This is a genomic window from Salmonella sp. A7 (genome assembly GCF_020181675.1).
Classification (GTDB): domain Bacteria; phylum Pseudomonadota; class Gammaproteobacteria; order Enterobacterales; family Enterobacteriaceae; genus Salmonella; species Salmonella enterica.
The window spans coordinates 219,131-234,927 of the sequence record NZ_CP084001.1 but is presented as its reverse complement, the minus strand read 5'-3'; the positions used below and the strand labels follow the sequence as shown (position 1 = coordinate 234,927).

The window sequence follows — 15,797 nt, the reverse complement described above, 5'->3', positions numbered from 1 at the left end:
TTACTCATGGTCAGGGTCGAGACGACGGCGACTGAGAATACGTAGCAGACGCCACAATACCCACGCCAGTAATACCACACTGAGGGCCGCCAGTACCGCCAGCAGCACCGGGTGATTCGCCAGCGCATACCACAGCCGCTCAAACCACGGCAGATGTCCGACGTAATAGATATCGCCAACGCGCAGACTGTGAACGCCGGACTCGCGGATCACCGCCACGGAACCAAACATCGCGGCGCGTTTACCGCTGTCATTCACGGCGTCGTTCAGTAGCTGGTAGCCGCGTGGGCTGTCAGCCAGCAGAGCAATCACGCTGCGCTGATCATTAAACGGCGACTGGAAGCCCACCACCGCCGCCATCGGGCCGCTGGCGGTGACGGTGGACTGCGCATCCGCCGCACGATCGGCCTCATCCGGCATAATCGACGGGAAAGCGGTCTGCCGCATCGGGGTTTTTACCCAGCTTTGTGTCGCCTGCACCAACAGATCGATACGCTTATCATCTTTTAGCTTGCCCGGAATAGCGCCAATAATCAGCAGATCGGCGTCTTTGTCGGCTATCTGAGCGCTATCATCGGTGATGGTCAGATTAATTGCCGGGAAACCGGTCTGCCCGCCAATGGCGCCGACCGTATTCAGCAGCGTTTCCATTTGCGCTTCGGTTGGGGTCTTCGGCATCACCGCCAGCGTGTCAGACAGGTCGGCCATCCGGCTGAACGGGAAACCCGCATTGGCGAACGCGCGTAAATCCGGCATCGCGATAAAGTGGTAATATTTCGAAAAATCGATAGTGGAGTCATCCCCTATCACCACATGATTCGGTACCGGCTGGAAGGTAATACAGTTGTCCACCGACCCGCCCGGCATCGGGTTCATGTAGCGGAAGTCAAAACGTAGTTGGTTCATCGCCCCCAGTTTGAGCGCCGGAATAGACACATCCGTTTTACCATCCAGCAGTCCCTGAAGTACCGGCAAGCGCAACAGGAGTCGATTAGTTTCCTGCGTGCTATTAAGGCTAAAGGCTTGCAGGAACTGGTTATTCAGACTGATATCCAGCCGTGAACTGTCTTTGGTCGGCGGCGAGGTATAACGGTAGTTGAGATCCATATCAATACCGTTGCTACGCAGCAAATAGAGGTCCGGCGGCAGATTCAAAGAAACGTTGATGGGCGCCGGCTCCAGCCCACTCGACTGGAGCTGCTCTTCATAGGTTTTCAGCTCGCCAAAAGTGACCGGGCGATCGGTACGCACCCAGTTCGGCGCATCATACGGTTTGCGCGCCAGCAGCGGTTTTACATCGTTGACCACCACTCTGGAACCACGGAAGAGAATATTCCCTTGCGCGATACCTTTTGCCGCCTGCAACAGGTCTTTATCATCTCGACCAAACACAACCAGCAACTTCACATACGGATTATCCGGATGGCTCATCATCTCGATAACCGGCGCGTTAACCGCAGGATGATCGCGTAGGAAATCGGGGCGTCGATCGTTGGTGGCGAACACGATCGCATTGCGATCCGGCAGGTGATTATACAACACCGGGAAGCGCTGACCGCGCCAGCCCGCCCGCGAGCCAAACCAGGACGCGACAATAGAAGCCGCCTGCTGCTGCGTCAGATCCGGCATGTCAGCAAACACTATCGGCAACGTCACCGGACGGTTATCCCGCGGATCGAAAAACGGCACCGGAAAGTGGGACAGATCGTTATTCACCGCCAGCATGTTATAGGTCAGATCCAGGGCGCTATTTCGCCCGATGTCTAACCACAGAGTACTGCTGGCCGGGTTTTCACACACGTCGCGATAGTGGCCGACAAACTCCAGCCGCACCCGGTTAAAGTCGGTGATAAATAGCGGATTGATAGGTACCTGCGCCAGCGTCTTTTTCCCCAACTGCTCTTTTGTCACCGGCAGTACGCCCATCAGTTCGTCATTGAGATAAACCTTGAGCTGCGACTGAACCGGCAGGAGCGACGGCGAGGGCGTATATTCCAGATTCAGCACCGCTTTCGACGCCACTTCATCGCTGCGCATACCAAATTCAATGCCGCCGTTAGGGTTAACGCCACGCAGCGCCATACTACCCGGCGGCGGCGCGATTTGCGCAAAGGTCAGCTTGACCTCGCGCGAAGGCGCGGTCTGCGCCACGACGGGCGCCTCAGTTGCGGGCGACTGCGCAGGCTCGGTGGGTTCAGCATTTATCAATGGCGGCGTAGCAGGCGCCGCCGCCGTCATGAAAGCAGGAAACGCGCTTAATCCTATTACCGCCGCACACATCCAGGACAATTTTCTTTTCATCGCATTATCATCATTGTTGAGCCTGAGCCATAACCCGATCCGACGGCTGTATCGCCGCTTGCCGCTCCGGGCGACGCGGAATAAACGATACAATCCAGGCAATTAACGCCGTCAACGATCGGAAAATTACTTTTACTGAAGGCGGCGCGAATTCCGCGAGGTGGCGATATCCGCGGAAGCCCAGCTTCAGAATATCCAGCAAGCTTTCCAGCGGTTTATCTTCCGGGAAGCTATCTTGCCAAAGCGCCCACGTATCGGCGCGCGCGAAGGTACACTGCACAAAATCAATATGTTGTTTGGTGGTGAGCGGCATCAGTTGTAGTCCGACCTCATTGCCCGTTACGCGCACCACCTGCGTTGGAAAGACATATTCCTGCTGCCCGCGTTTAAGCAACAGATTCACTTTCTGCCCTTCCAGCACCTGCGCCTGACCGTTGATCTTGATGCCTAACCCGCCGTCGGAGAAGTCATGTACGGTACAGGAGAACAAATGTCCATCTTCGCGGGCGATGGCCCCCGGCATGGCAATCTCGACCCGATGCGCGCGCCTGACCTGTTTACTCTCTACCGAAACCGCAACCGCGCCGCCGAGAATGACCAGGTTGTAGAAGACCCACACCAGGCTAACGATGACGGTCAGCGTTTCATTTTCCGGCCCGTAATAGTATCGCCATACGCCCGCCGCCACGCCGAGCAGGTTAAGCAAGACAAGGAAGATATACGGACGCGAGATTACCCAGTCGACGTACTTCTCTTCCACCAGCCCGCCTTTCGCCGTGACGTTAAATTTCCCTTTGTGCGGATTGATCAACGCGACCAGAGTCGGCGGTGCGATATACCATGCCAGTACCGTTTCATAGATTTCACTCCAGAAAGAGTGACGATACTTGCCCTGAATCTTCGAGTTAGTCAGGCTGGCGTGGACCATGTGCGGTATCACAAATAGCGCAATCATCAACGCAGGCGCATAAATGATATAGGCGTGCAGCAGCAGAAAAGCCAGCGGCGCGGTCAGAAAGATCAGACGCGGAATGCCGGACAAGAAATGGAACATCGCGTTGAGGTAGCACAGCCGCTGCGCCAGTTTTAAGCCTTTACCAAACAGAGGGTTATCGAGGCGGAAAATTTGCACCATGCCCCGCGCCCAACGAATACGCTGCCCGATATGCGCCGACAGGCTTTCCGTCGCCAGCCCCGCCGCCTGCGGAATGCGCATATACGCTGAGGTATAACCTCGCCGGTGCAGCCGGAGCGAAGTATGCGCATCTTCCGTCACCGTCTCAACGGCGATACCGCCAATCTCATCCAGCGGCTTACGGCGAATCACCGCGCACGATCCGCAAAAGAAAGTGGCGTCCCACATATCGTTACCGTCCTGCACCAGTCCATAAAACAGCGTGCCTTCGTTAGGCGTTTTACGAAAACGTCCCAGGTTGCGCTCAAACGGGTCCGGGGAGAAGAAATGATGCGGCGTCTGCATCATCGCCAGCTGTTTTTCTTTCAGGAACCAGCCCATTGTCATTTGCAGAAACGAGCGTGTCGGCACATGGTCGCAATCGAAGATCGCCACAAACTCGCCTTTCGCGTGTTTTAGCGCATTGTTGATGTTGCCGGCTTTGGCGTGTTCATGCGTGGCGCGGGCAATATAATGCACGCCGACATGCCGGGCAAACTGACGAAATGATTCGCGTCCGCCGTCATCAAGGATCCAGATATTCAGCTTGTCCTTCGGCCAGTCAATGCCAAGCGAAGCGTAAATGGTATTTTTGACCACGTTAAGGTCTTCGTTATAGGTCGGTACAAAAATATCCACCGTCGGCCACTGCGACATCTCTTTCGGCAACGGCACCGGTTGACGATTTAACGGCCACACCACCTGGAAGTACCCCAGCACCAGCACAATCCAGGCGTAGGTTTCCGCAAACAGTAGGATCAGCCCGCACACCAGACTGACCGGGTCGTCCCAATTTAGCGTCGAGGTATAGCGCCACCAGATATAACGACAGGAGACCGTTAGCGACAGCACGATGAGCATCAGCGCGGAAAAGCGTCCCGGCATACGTCGTACCAACAGCGCAACGCCCCACAGCAATAGCAGAAAGATAAATTGCGATAGCGGGTTAAATGGCTGCGTAATACAGATCAGCGCCAGTATCAGTGAAAAGGTCACGATAACGCCCAGAATAAAACGCCGGGCGCCGTTGCTAAGATGTCCCAGCTCTTTTTCCTTTTCCAGGTGCGTTGTCTTTTGGCGCACCCGTTCCGGTAAGGTATCCATCCATTGATGGTAACGTCCACGAACGTCCTTCAGGCGCGCAAATGACCGCCAGCGCGGTTCATGACGTTCTTTAGTCGACGAGATCATCACCAGCCAGAGGGTCTGAATGAGGTAACGGGCCGGGTCCAGCGGGCGCGGGCGGGCGGCGTTAATATGCGGATAAAGCGCTTTATGCCCGTCGCGAATACGCTGCCAGCGCGGATGCTCAAGCGGAAACACTATCCACGCCAGAATCGTCCACAGGCAGCCGAGCGCTGCGCTAAACGGCGACGCGCCGTGGCGGCGGTAACCCTGATAGCGCTCGCTCAAGCGCGCGCTAACCGGCGGGATAAGCAGCCACCGGGAAAGGGCGCTCATCGCAGGCTCCCGGCGGACGTTTTGTCGCCCGCATCATGCAGCAGGCACCAGTTCGCCAGCGTTAACACCTCTTCGGCAGCTAACGAATCGCTGCGATATTCGCCTAACGGCTGTTTCGACGCCATGCACTCCGCCATCGCCTCATCGCGATGGATCACAATGGGCAGCAACCGGCGCTGGCTTTGCAGCCAGACCTGGTACAGATCGTCCTGTAACTGACTGCCAATGCGTAAGTCATTGATCAGAATATGCGCTCCGGCAGGCAACGCCTGCTGATGAAGGCGAATATGGCAGTTAGCGTCAACCCGGGCTACCGCCAGCGTATGGTCGCAGAGGCTCACCAGTTGCCGTGTCAGCGGTGACGCGCCGTAGGGCAAGTCCAGTAAAATCCAGCTATAACGTCCGCTCGCTTTCAGCGCCTGGATAGCCGATCCGATCTCTCCCAGAGTCTCCTGCCAGGCCTGCGGATTTTCCCGCTCTTGCGCGGTGAGCTGTCCAAACGGCAGTAGATCAAGCTGTGAGGTATAACGTAATCCGGCATCGCGCCAGTCCTGGCCGTCCAGCAACGATCGCGCCCAGCCACCCTGATGGACAAAGTCGACGTTAAACGACATGCGCAGCAGGTTATCGGGGCTGGCGTCAATCACCAGGACATTTTCCCCTAAGATTTGTAACGCCCAGGCGAGTGCTGCGGTGAGAGATGTGGTTCCCACCCCGCCGCGCACGCCCTGCAGTCCCAGAATCGCCATTCATGGCTTCCTTAATGAATGTGGTTGCGCAAATTCAGCCAGGAGTGGCCATCTTTTAATCGCCGCCGCCAACTGTTCGCGTTGGGAAATATCGGTATAATCTATTTCGGGTAGTGAAAACGCCTGGCTTAATGCCAGAAAATCATTTTGAAAAGTGTAGCCCAACGTTGGATCGGACTGAGCGCCAGGTTCATTGTTATACATTCTGGTTGCTCCTTTTTAAATATTTCTCACTGGCAGCATTACGCCCCGTCGTCAATACGGGAGAACGCGCATTTTTCATCTTTCCGTGACTTCATTTATAATGTGTAAAAATGCAAAGCGCAGAGTTACAGGGCATCCTGCCGGACAAATTGATTCACATGCTAAATCTGATGCGTTTTAATTTCAATGTTAGGTTTATTTCTGTGCTTTCGCTAGTAAACTGATAAACAGTTAAAATAGTGACATGAGGGACACTGTGGACCCCGTATTTTCTCTCGGCATCTCATCATTATGGGATGAACTGCGCCATATGCCAACCGGCGGCGTCTGGTGGGTTAACGCCGATCGCCAGCAAGATGCCATCAGCCTGGTGAATCAAACGATTGCGTCACAAACGGAGAATGCAAATGTCGCCGTCATCGGCATGGAAGGCGATCCTGGCAAAGTAATCAAATTAGATGAATCTCACGGTCCGGAGAAAATCCGCTTATTTGCCATGCCGGATTCAGAAAAAGGGCTATACTCTTTGCCCCACGATTTGCTTTGTTCTGTTAACCCGACGCATTACTTTTTCATTCTTATTTGTGCAAATAACACGTGGCGGAATATAACGTCAAAAAGCCTGCATAAATGGCTGGAAAAAATGAATAAATGGACTCGTTTTCATCACTGTTCATTGTTGGTTATTAACCCTTGTAATAATAGCGATAAACAGTCCTCGTTGTTGATGGGCGAGTATCGCTCACTTTTCGGCCTCGCCAGTTTACGTTTTCAGGGCGACCAACATTTGTTCGATATTGCCTTCTGGTGTAACGAAAAAGGCGTCAGCGCCCGACAGCAGTTATTGCTGTGTCAGCAGGACGAACGCTGGACGCTATCCCATCAGGAGGAGACGGCAATTCAGCCGCGTAGCGACGAAAAACGCATTCTTAGCCACGTCGCCGTCCTTGAAGGCGCGCCGCCGCTCTCGGAACACTGGACGCTTTTCGACAATAACGAAGCGCTATTCAACGACGCACGCACGGCGCAGGCCGCGACAATTATTTTTTCGCTTACACAGAACAACCAAATCGAGCCGCTTGCTCGTCGCATTCATACTTTGCGACGCCAGCGGGGAAGCGCGCTGAAAATTGTCGTGCGCGAAAATATCGCCAGTTTGCGCGCCACCGATGAGCGCCTGCTGCTGGGCTGCGGCGCGAATATGATCATTCCCTGGAACGCCCCGCTTTCACGCTGTCTGACGCTTATTGAAAGCGTGCAGGGGCAGCAGTTCAGCCGTTACGTACCGGAAGACATCACCACGCTACTGTCGATGACGCAGCCGTTGAAACTGCGCGGTTTTCAGCCGTGGGATACCTTCTGCGATGCCATCCATACGATGATGAGCAACACCCTGCTCCCCGCCGACGGGAAAGGCGTTCTGGTCGCGCTGCGCCCGGTGCCGGGCATTCGGGTTGAGCAGGCGTTGACATTATGTCGACCAAACCGAACCGGCGATATTATGACCATCGGCGGCAACCGTCTGGTGCTGTTTTTATCATTCTGCCGGGTCAACGATCTGGATACCGCGTTAAACCATATTTTCCCTTTGCCGACGGGCGATATTTTCTCTAATCGTATGGTCTGGTTCGAAGATAAACAAATCAGCGCCGAGCTGGTGCAGATGCGCTTATTGTCGCCGGAACTGTGGGGAACGCCGCTACCGCTGGCAAAACGCGCCGACCCGGTAATAAATGCCGAACACGATGGCCGCATCTGGCGTCGTATTCCTGAACCCCTGCGATTGCTCGACGACACCGCGGAGCGTGCATCATGATGACCATCAGCGATATCGTGCAAATTATTCTTTTTTGCGCGCTGATTTTCTTTCCGCTGGGGTATCTGGCGCGTCATTCACTACGCCGTATCAGTGATACGACCCGGCTGCTATTTGCCAAACCTCGTTATGTAAAACCAGCCGGAACTCTGCGCCGCGCTACGAAAGTCAAGGCAGACAAAAAATGACTCAGCATACTCAAACTCCTTCAATGCCTTCTCCGCTCTGGCAATACTGGCGCGGTCTTTCCGGCTGGAACTTCTATTTTCTGGTCAAGTTTGGCCTGCTGTGGGCAGGCTATCTGAATTTTCATCCTTTACTGAATCTGGTATTCATGGCGTTTCTGCTCATGCCAATACCAAAGTATCGCCTTCACCGGTTGCGCCACTGGATTGCCATTCCCGTCGGCTTCGCGCTGTTCTGGCACGATACCTGGCTGCCCGGCCCGCAAAGCATTATGAGCCAGGGGACGCAGGTGGCGGAATTCAGCTCCGGTTATCTGCTCGATCTGATCGCCCGTTTTATTAACTGGCAAATGATCGGCGCCATCTTCGTACTGCTGGTTGCCTGGCTATTTTTATCACAGTGGATTCGGGTCACGGTGTTTGTGGTCGCCATCATGGTATGGCTGAATGTCCTGACATTAACCGGCCCGGTTTTTACGCTGTGGCCGGCAGGCCAGCCAACCGATACGGTGACGACGACTGGCGGTAATGCAGCCGCTAACGTCGCGACAGCGGGCGATAAGCCGGTCATCGGCGATATACCTGCGCAAACCGCGCCGCCGACGACCGCGAATTTGAACGCCTGGTTGAACACCTTCTATGCCGCGGAAGAAAAGCGGAAAACGACGTTCCCGGCGCAGCTTCCGCCTGATGCGCAGCCGTTCGACCTATTGGTCATCAACATTTGTTCGCTCTCCTGGTCGGATGTCGAAGCGGCAGGCCTGATGTCACATCCGCTATGGTCGCACTTTGACATTTTGTTTAAACACTTTAATTCCGGCACGTCTTACAGCGGCCCGGCGGCCATTCGTCTGCTGCGCGCCAGCTGTGGTCAACCATCGCATACCCGACTTTATCAACCAGCCGATAACGAATGTTATCTGTTTGATAATCTTGCGAAGCTGGGCTTTACTCAGCATCTGATGATGGATCATAACGGTGAATTTGGCGGCTTCCTGAAAGAAGTTCGCGAAAACGGCGGTATGCAGAGCGAACTGATGAACCAATCCGGCCTGCCAACCGCCCTGCTGTCATTCGACGGCTCGCCGGTATATGACGATCTGGCGGTCCTGAACCGCTGGTTGACAGGGGAAGAACGTGAAGCCAATTCCCGCTCCGCGACTTTCTTTAACCTGCTGCCGCTGCACGATGGCAACCACTTCCCCGGCGTCAGCAAAACGGCGGATTATAAAATCCGCGCGCAGAAACTGTTCGATGAACTGGACGCCTTCTTTACCGAACTGGAGAAATCCGGGCGTAAGGTGATGGTGGTGGTCGTACCGGAGCACGGCGGCGCGCTGAAGGGCGACAGAATGCAGATCTCAGGCCTGCGCGATATTCCCAGCCCCTCCATCACCAACGTCCCGGCGGGCGTGAAATTTTTTGGCATGAAAGCCCCGCATGAGGGCGCGCCGATTGATATTAACCAGCCGAGCAGCTACCTGGCGATTTCCGAACTGGTCGTACGCGCCGTGGACGGTAAGCTCTTTACCGAAGACAGTGTGAACTGGAACAAGCTGACCAGCAATCTGCCGCAAACCGCGCCGGTTTCAGAAAACGCTAATGCGGTGGTGATTCAGTACCAGGGTAAGCCCTACGTTCGTCTGAATGGCGGCGACTGGGTGCCTTACCCGCAGTAAACCGAAAAAGGCCGCAAGGTTTCCCCTGCGGCCTGGTTCGGGCGCATGTTGCCATTACGGCGGACAGACGCTCAAAACGCGTTACTTCCTGTCACGTAGCCAGTTGACGATCACACTGGCGATAATGCCAGCAATGATCGGCGCTGCCAGATCGTGCCAGAAGGCCACGCCCAACTGCGTAAGCGTCATATAGCCGCCTTGTTGCAATGGCAACCGTTCGCGGCTATCCTTGATATGTTGAGGTTCAAGTTAGCCCCCGTCAGGTTGCCAGGTTTATACCAGTCAACGTGCGGGGGTTTTCTCTATCCAGCAACCTATGCCGCCGGGGATCAAGCCCCCGCAACATTGCGCCTCACCGGGTAAACCCGGCTTGCTGCTGATATTACGGCAAAATCCCCGTCCCGGCACGGCGCTAACGTACAATCTGCGTGACGCTTCGCAGACGATTATTTTTATTTGCCAGAATACATTCAGCATTTCTGAGGCTGGCAGTCAGCCGCTCAATTCTGTAAATTATGCCTCCTCGCGGCCAGTCCCGGTGATACCGAAACCCTCGTTCAGCATCCTGCGTCTATGACATATTCGCCTGTTGCGCCAGAGGAATGGCTAAAAGCAGGTATTACCGACGAACTTATCCGTCTTTCAGCGGGACCTGAAGATCCCGACGATATTATTCATGACCTTGAACGCGCCAGCAGAAAAGCAGCATTCTGACGATTGCTCGGCGAACCGCTGTCACCGGTTTGCCGCATCGGGTATCAAGGCACTATAGCCTGGTTATAGGCAGCATTCTTTATGAGAGAGCTGCCTATATTTTGGGCAGGGGGCTCTATGCAGGACGACACATTACCATTAAATAACAGTAACGCTACGACCACACCGCTTTCAACGAGATTACCGTTTACAAAATATGATTTTGGCTGGGTGCTCTTGTGTATCGGTATGGCGATCGGCGCCGGTACCGTCTTAATGCCAGTGCAAATCGGTCTCAAGGGGATCTGGGTATTTATTACCGCTTTTATCATCGCCTATCCCGCTACCTATATTGTGCAGGATATTTATCTAAAAACGTTATCTGAAAGCGAAACCTGTGACGATTATACGGATATTATCAGTCACTATCTTGGCAAAAACTGGGGCGTTTTCCTCGGTGTAATCTATTTTCTTATGATTATCCACGGGGTGTTTATTTACTCCCTGTCGGTGGTGTTTGATAGCGCCTCCTATATCAAAACCTTCGGCCTTACTGAGGCCGATCTTTCGCAGTCTATTATCTATAAAGTCGCGATTTTCGCCGTACTGGTGGCGATTGCCTCCGGCGGGGAAAAGTTATTATTTAAAATTTCCGGCCCGATGGTGGTGGTAAAAGTCGGGATCATTCTGATATTCGGTTTCGCTATGATCCCACACTGGAATCTTGATAATATTTCCGCCTTTCCCGCCGCATCGGTTTTCTTTCGCGACGTACTGCTCACTATCCCATTTTGCTTCTTTTCTGCGGTCTTCATTCAGGTGCTAAACCCAATGAACATCGCCTATCGTAAGCGCGAGCCTGACCGTGTGCTGGCCACCCGGATGGCGATTCGCACGCATCGCATTAGCTATATTACGCTGATTGCCATTATTCTCTTTTTCTCGTTCTCGTTTACCTTTTCGATTAGCCATGAAGAGGCGGTATCAGCGTTCGAGCAGAATATTTCCGCCCTTGCACTGGCAGCTCAGGTAATCCCTGGCCATATCATCCACATTACCTCTACCATCCTCAATATTTTTGCCGTACTTACCGCGTTCTTTGGTATTTATTTAGGTTTTCACGAAGCGCTTAAAGGTATTGTGCTGAATGTATTGAGTCGTATTATGGATGTCAAAAACGTCAACCCACTGTTACTGACATCTGGAATCTGTGTCTTTATCGTGGTGACTCTGGTTATTTGGGTTTCGTTTCGCGTCTCAGTATTGGTCTTTTTCCAGTTAGGCAGTCCGCTTTATGGCATTGTCGCGTGTATTATTCCCTTTTTCCTGATTTATAAAGTAGCGCAACTGGAAAAATTACGCGGCCTGAAAACCTGGCTTATTCTGTTATATGGAATATTGTTGTGCCTGTCGCCGTTATTAAAATTGATTGAATAAGTCGTACCGGAGAGCCATGCCCGGTGGCGCTACGCTTACCAGGCCTACAGGTACGGTGTAGGCTTGATAAGGCGCAGCCGCCATCCGGCATAAAACGCAATTAACTCAGCGGCTTCTGCGGGTTTTCATCCTGATCGACGGCAAAGCAGGCCACCAACTGGCCGTCGTACTCTTTAAGCTGCGGCTGTAACTGCGTACAGGGTCCGAAGCGACGGCGGCAGCGGGCGTTGAAGGCGCAGCCCGGCGGCGGGTTCAGCGGACTTGGCAACTCGCCGGTCAGCTTAATCCGCTCACGGCGATCGTCCGGATTCAGCCGCGGCGTGGCGGAGAGCAACGCCTGGGTATAGGGATGACGTGGATTGTTAAAAATCTGCTCTTTGGTCCCTTTCTCCACGCAGCGACCTAAGTACATGACCATCACTTCATCGGCGATGTGTTCCACCACCGACAGGTCGTGCGAGATAAAGACATAAGACAGCCCCATATCCTGTTGCAAATCCATCATCAGGTTCAGCACCTGGGCGCGCACCGACACGTCGAGCGCGGAGACCGGTTCGTCGGCAATCACTACGTCCGGATCAAGCATCAGACCGCGGGCGATAGCGATACGCTGACGCTGGCCGCCGGAGAACATATGCGGATAGCGGTCGTAGTGCTCGGTTTTCAGCCCCACCTTCGCCATCATCGCCAGCGCTTTTTCACGACGCTGCGCTTTACTCAGGCTGGTATTGATCAGCAACGGCTCTTCCAGAATTTTCCCCACTTTCTTGCGTGGGTTCAGGGAACCGTAGGGGTTCTGAAACACAATCTGAATTTTCTGCCGCCGCAGTTTCTGCGCGTGCGGATCGTGTTTGAGCAGATCCTGCCCCTGGTAATAAAGCTCGCCGCCGGTTGGCGTTTCAATCATCGTCAGCAGGCGGCCCAGTGTGGATTTTCCACAACCGGACTCCCCCACTACGGCCAGCGTTTTACCGCGTTCGAGATTAAACGACACGCCGTCCAGCGCTTTTACCAGCCGTTCCGGAGAAAAGATCCCCTTCTTCACCGGATAGTGTTTTTTCAGGTCGATAGCCCGCAACAGCGGCTGTTGCAAGGTGGCCTCATGCGTACTCATAGTGTGGGCCTCCCGGCATCATCGAGTGGGTAATGACATTTTGACTGACGTCCATCGTCCAGTTGGTTGAGAGCAGGTTCTTCCGCACGACATCTGTCCGTGGCGTAGGGGCAGCGCGGGTTAAGCAGACAACCCGTCGGTCGGTCATATTTCCCCGGCACCACGCCCGGCAGCGACGCCAGACGCGCTTTATCTTGCGCAAACTCTGGTAACGCACGTAGCAATGCCTGGGTATACGGATGACGCGGCGCGCGGAAAATATCCTGCGCAGCGCCTGTTTCGACGACCTGCCCGGCGTACATGACGATAATTTTGTGCGCCGCTTCCGCCACCAGCGCCAGGTCATGGGTAATCAGCACCAGCGCCATGTTCTCTTTTTGCTGCAACTCCAGTAGCAGCTCAATGATTTGCGCCTGAATGGTCACATCCAGCGCCGTGGTCGGTTCATCGGCAATTAACAGCTTTGGTCGACAGGCTATTGCCATCGCAATCATCACGCGCTGACTCATGCCGCCAGAAAGCTGGTGCGGATAGACATCCAGACGAGAAGCCGGATCGGGAATGCCCACCTGGTTCAACAGGTCAATCGCTCGCTGACGACGGGTTTTCTTGTTCCCGCCCTGGTGTACCTTGATGGCTTCCATAATCTGAAAGCCAACGGTATAGCAAGGATTGAGGCTGGTCATCGGGTCCTGGAAAATCATCGCCACTTCAGCGCCCACCAGGTTGCGACGTTCCTTCTCGGAAATGCGCTTCAGATCCTGTCCGTTAAAGAGCAGGTTTTCCGCCATCACGCGGCCTGGGTAATCGATAAGCCCCATAATCGCCAGCGAGCTGACGGATTTGCCGGAACCAGACTCGCCGACAATACCGACCACCTCACCCTGCTTCACGCTGTAGCTAATGCGGTCGACGGCTTTGAACGGTGTCCCTTCGTCGCCGAAGTGCACCGATAATTGATCTACATTTAATAACGCCATCTCGAACCTCTTACTGCTTCAGTTTGGGATCGAGCGCGTCACGCAGACCGTCACCCATCAGGTTAAATGCCAGTACCGTCAGCAGAATCGCCAGCCCCGGGAAGGTCACGACCCACCAGGCGCTTTGCGCGAACTGCAATACGTCAGAGAGCATGGTGCCCCACTCCGGCGTTGGCGGCTGTGCGCCCATGCCAAGAAAGCCGAGGGCGGCCATATCGAGAATGGCGTTAGAGAAACCGAGCGATGCCTGAACAATCAGCGGCGCAAGGCAGTTCGGGAAAATATTGACGAACATCTGACGCATTGCGCCTGCGCCCGCCACGCGGGAGGCAGTCACATAATCGCGGTTCACCTCTACCAGAACCGCCGCGCGGGTTAAGCGGACATAGTGCGGCAGCGCCACAAACGTCAACGCCAGCGCAGCGTTGCCGATGGAGGGGCCGAAGATCGCCACCAGCACCAGCGCCAGCAGCAGGCTCGGCAGGGCCAGCATAATATCGACCACGCGCATGATGATGTTATCGACCAGACCGCCGAAGTAGCCCGCGACCAGGCCGAGAATAATCCCCATTACCAGCGACAGGACGACCACCAGACAGCCGACCAGCAGTGACAAACGCGCGCCATACATCAGGCGCGAGAGGACATCGCGACCAACATCATCCGTTCCCAGAATATGCGCCCAACTGCCGCCTTCCTGCCAGACCGGCGGCGCCAGCAGCGCATCGCGGAACTGCTCTGCCGGGTTGTACGGCGCAATAAAGTTGGCAAACACCGCAATCAGGATCACGATGAGAACATACGCCAGCCCGACGACCGCGCCTTTATTGCGTTTGAAATAGTGCCAGAACTCCCGCAATGGCGTCATGGGCGCCGGTGCGGCATTAACATTATTTTCAGTAACCTGTGACATGATGGCCCCTTACTTCTTATGCCGAATACGCGGGTTCACCACGCCGTACAGCAGGTCTACCAGCAGGTTGACGAGAATAATCATCGTCGCTACCAGTAACACGCCGCCCTGCACTACCGGATAATCGCGGCGTTGCAGCGCATCGATCAGCCAGCGCCCCAGACCGGGCCACGAGAAGATAGTTTCTGTCAGAATCGCGCCCGCCAGCAGCGTCCCGACCTGCAGGCCGATCACGGTAACGACTGGCAGCATGGCGTTACGCAGAGCATGGACGATAATGACGCGCATCCTGGTCAACCCTTTGGCGCGTGCGGTACGGATGTAATCCTCCCCCAGCACTTCCAGCATCGACGAACGGGTCATACGCACAATGACGGCCAGCGGGATTGTGCCGAGCACCATCGCAGGCAGGATCATATGCGCCAGCGCATCAATAAAGTTACCCTCTTCGCCCCAGATAGCGGTGTCGATCAGCATAAAGCCCGTCAACGGATTGGTATCATCAAGGAACACCATATCGCTCACGCGCCCGGAAACCGGCGTCAGGTTCCAGTGGACGGAGACCAGCATGATCAGCATCATGCCCCACCAGAAGATAGGCATAGAGTAACCGGTCAGCGCCAGGCCAACGGCAGTGTGATCGAAGATAGAACCGCGCTTCACTGCGGCCAGCACGCCCACCGGAATTCCCACGGCGACGGCAAAAATCATGGCGCAGACGCCAAGTTCCAGCGTCGCTTTAAAGCGAGGTACGAACTCGTCCCACACAGGGATTCGGCTTTTCAGCGAGATGCCTAAATCGCCATGCATCACCCCCCAGATATAATGGAGGTACTGCTGCCACATCGGTTTATCAAGACCGAGTTCAGCCAGCAGTTGAGCATGGCGCTCAGGGGAAATACCTCGCTCACCCGCCATGATCATCACCGGATCGCCGGGGATCATGTGGACAAAGGCAAAGGTGAGAAGGGTAATACCGATAAACGTCGGGATAACGAGTCCCAAACGTCGGAGAATGAACTGCAACATAACCCGAATTCTCTCTCATGACGCACGGCCTGGAACCGTGAGTCTGTATTGCTCACAAATCT

At 54.7% G+C, this 15,797-nt stretch carries 13 protein-coding genes and 1 pseudogene; 5 read left to right on the top strand and 9 right to left on the bottom strand.

The genetic code is table 11. From position 1 onward, the window contains the following. Genes bcsB through bcsR form a run of 4 tightly spaced genes read right to left on the bottom strand, consistent with a single transcriptional unit; the run spans position 1 to position 5,889 of the window. Positions 1-2,301: a cellulose biosynthesis cyclic di-GMP-binding regulatory protein BcsB gene (gene bcsB, locus LCS67_RS01090; RefSeq protein WP_000823821.1), complete on the bottom strand. Its 2,301-nt coding sequence runs from the start codon at positions 2,299-2,301 to the stop codon at positions 1-3. Between the two features lie 10 nt (positions 2,302-2,311). After that, positions 2,312-4,936, bottom strand: coding sequence for a UDP-forming cellulose synthase catalytic subunit (gene bcsA, locus LCS67_RS01085; protein WP_001275342.1), 2,625 nt, complete (start codon positions 4,934-4,936; stop codon positions 2,312-2,314). After that, positions 4,933-5,685: a cellulose biosynthesis protein BcsQ gene (bcsQ, locus tag LCS67_RS01080; RefSeq protein WP_000996123.1), complete on the bottom strand. Its 753-nt coding sequence runs from the start codon at positions 5,683-5,685 to the stop codon at positions 4,933-4,935. The genes bcsA and bcsQ overlap by 4 nt, the downstream gene beginning before the upstream one ends. Then, entirely contained in the window at positions 5,686-5,889 is a 204-nt protein-coding gene (gene bcsR / locus LCS67_RS01075) for a cellulose biosynthesis protein BcsR (protein ID WP_000282616.1), read from the bottom strand. A 244-nt stretch (positions 5,890-6,133) separates the two neighbouring features. On the opposite strand from bcsR, the gene bcsE reads away from it, so the two are divergent. The 3 genes from bcsE to bcsG are packed head-to-tail and all read left to right on the top strand — an operon-like array spanning position 6,134 to position 9,569. Next, complete coding sequence (bcsE, locus tag LCS67_RS01070) at positions 6,134-7,705, top strand: cellulose biosynthesis c-di-GMP-binding protein BcsE (RefSeq protein ID WP_001205759.1); 1,572 nt, start codon at positions 6,134-6,136, stop codon at positions 7,703-7,705. After that, positions 7,702-7,893, top strand: a complete 192-nt coding sequence (gene bcsF, locus LCS67_RS01065) for a cellulose biosynthesis protein BcsF (RefSeq protein ID WP_000988321.1) — start codon at positions 7,702-7,704, stop codon at positions 7,891-7,893. The genes bcsE and bcsF overlap by 4 nt, the downstream gene beginning before the upstream one ends. After that, on the top strand, positions 7,890-9,569 hold the full coding sequence (bcsG, locus tag LCS67_RS01060; protein WP_000192016.1) for a cellulose biosynthesis protein BcsG: 1,680 nt from the start codon (positions 7,890-7,892) through the stop codon (positions 9,567-9,569). The genes bcsF and bcsG overlap by 4 nt, the downstream gene beginning before the upstream one ends. Before the next feature lie 81 nt (positions 9,570-9,650). Here bcsG and LCS67_RS01055 read toward each other — a convergent pair whose 3' ends face one another. Beyond that, the gene (locus LCS67_RS01055; RefSeq protein WP_001537650.1) at positions 9,651-9,758 is read right to left on the bottom strand and encodes a type I toxin-antitoxin system toxin Ldr family protein; all 108 of its coding nucleotides are present in this window, start codon (positions 9,756-9,758) and stop codon (positions 9,651-9,653) included. Positions 9,759-10,130: 372 nt separating this feature from the next. Between LCS67_RS01055 and LCS67_RS01050 the strand changes: the two are divergent. Beyond that, a pseudogene (locus tag LCS67_RS01050) lies at positions 10,131-10,283 on the top strand (PLP-dependent transferase); the annotation flags it as partial. Positions 10,284-10,400: 117 nt separating this feature from the next. Beyond that, complete coding sequence (locus LCS67_RS01045) at positions 10,401-11,699, top strand: aromatic amino acid transport family protein (RefSeq protein ID WP_001150175.1); 1,299 nt, start codon at positions 10,401-10,403, stop codon at positions 11,697-11,699. 100 nt (positions 11,700-11,799) lie between these two features. Here the strand turns inward: LCS67_RS01045 and dppF are convergent, their stop codons facing one another. Genes dppF through dppB form a run of 4 tightly spaced genes read right to left on the bottom strand, consistent with a single transcriptional unit; the run spans position 11,800 to position 15,735 of the window. Then, positions 11,800-12,813, bottom strand: coding sequence for a dipeptide ABC transporter ATP-binding subunit DppF (gene dppF / locus LCS67_RS01040; protein WP_100521902.1), 1,014 nt, complete (start codon positions 12,811-12,813; stop codon positions 11,800-11,802). Next, the gene (gene dppD / locus LCS67_RS01035; protein WP_001196509.1) at positions 12,810-13,793 is read right to left on the bottom strand and encodes a dipeptide ABC transporter ATP-binding protein; all 984 of its coding nucleotides are present in this window, start codon (positions 13,791-13,793) and stop codon (positions 12,810-12,812) included. Before dppD ends, dppF begins: the two co-directional genes overlap by 4 nt. A 10-nt stretch (positions 13,794-13,803) precedes the next feature. Continuing rightward, a complete protein-coding gene (gene dppC / locus LCS67_RS01030) occupies positions 13,804-14,706 on the bottom strand; it encodes a dipeptide ABC transporter permease DppC (RefSeq protein WP_000084690.1) in 903 nt (300 codons plus the stop codon). Positions 14,707-14,715: 9 nt separating this feature from the next. After that, positions 14,716-15,735, bottom strand: coding sequence for a dipeptide ABC transporter permease DppB (gene dppB / locus LCS67_RS01025; protein ID WP_000938843.1), 1,020 nt, complete (start codon positions 15,733-15,735; stop codon positions 14,716-14,718). Between the last annotated feature and the right edge of the window lie 62 nt (positions 15,736-15,797).